Annotated in this window: 2 protein-coding genes; one reads left to right on the top strand and one right to left on the bottom strand. The window is 69.9% G+C overall.

Annotation, left to right across the window (positions count from 1 at the left end; genetic code table 11):
* Window positions 1-763 (top strand): zinc-binding metallopeptidase family protein (locus BN4332_RS32785; protein ID WP_066904578.1); only part of this gene is annotated, 763 nt, incomplete at its 5' end.
* Here BN4332_RS32785 and BN4332_RS32780 read toward each other — a convergent pair.
* On the bottom strand, window positions 760-921 hold the full coding sequence (locus tag BN4332_RS32780) for a hypothetical protein (protein WP_235654380.1): 162 nt from the start codon (window positions 919-921) through the stop codon (window positions 760-762). The two genes, BN4332_RS32785 and BN4332_RS32780, sit on opposite strands and share 4 nt — an antisense overlap.
* Window positions 922-1043 lie beyond the last annotated feature (122 nt).

Raw genomic sequence — 1043 nt, 5'->3', positions numbered from 1 at the left:
CCGCCCGGCGGATGCCGATACCGTGGCGATGGCGTCGTTCGCCGAAGCCGAGCACGCCAAGCGCCGGCTCATCGCCGAACTGCACGAACTGAAGCTGCCGATCATCGGACGCGACGAGGATCCGGAGTTCGGTCTGGCCTTCGACCTGCTGTCCAGCGAGGCCGAGAAGGTGTTCACCGGGCACCAGAACGGGGTCATCACACTGGATCTCGCCGAAGGCGACGATGTGCACCGCGAGCAGTTGCGGATCGCGATGGACGAGCCGTACCGCACTCTGCTGGGCCACTTCCGGCACGAGATCGGGCACTACTACTTCTACCGGCTGGTCGCGCCGTCGGCGGACTACACCAGGCGGTTCACCGAGCTGTTCGGCGACCCCGACGCGGACTACCAGGCCGCGCTGGACCGGCACTACGCCGACGGCCCCCCGCCGGGCTGGGAGGACGACTTCGTCTCGTCCTACGCGACCATGCACGCGGCCGAGGACTGGGCCGAGACCTTCGCGCACTACCTGCACATGCGTGACACCCTCGACACCGCGGCGGCTTTCGGGTTCGCGCCCTCGGGGGCGACTTTCGAGCGTCGTGCGTTGGGCCCCAGCGGGTTCGACACCATCATCGACATGTGGCTGCCGCTGGTGTGGTCGCTGAACATGGTGAACCGGTCGATGGGCCACGACGACCTGTATCCGTTCGTGTTGCCGCCGGCGGTGCTGGAGAAGATGCGGTTCGTGCACACGGTGATCGACGAGATCACCAGCTAGCCGCGCCCGGTGGCGGCCAGGTAAGCGCGCCCGCGTGGGGCCAGCCGGTAGCCGACGTCGAGGCTGATGGTCAGTCCGAGACCCTTGAGCTGGCGGACCCGGCGCTTGAACCTCGGGACCTCACAGTCGACCTGTGCGGCCAGATCGGGTGCGCGCACCGCCTCGTTGGCCGCGATCAGCGCGAGGTACCGGCGGGGGCCCCGCCCCCCCGGGGCCCGCCGAACCCCCCCGCCCCCCCCCCCCGGGAACCCTTCTGCTCCCGGCGGGGACCCCGCGTGGG

The organism is Mycolicibacterium houstonense (genome assembly GCF_900078665.2).
Taxonomy (GTDB): Bacteria; Actinomycetota; Actinomycetes; order Mycobacteriales; family Mycobacteriaceae; genus Mycobacterium; species Mycobacterium houstonense.
The sequence above is the reverse complement of the archived record's forward strand: the minus strand, read 5'-3'. Positions and strand labels throughout refer to the sequence as shown.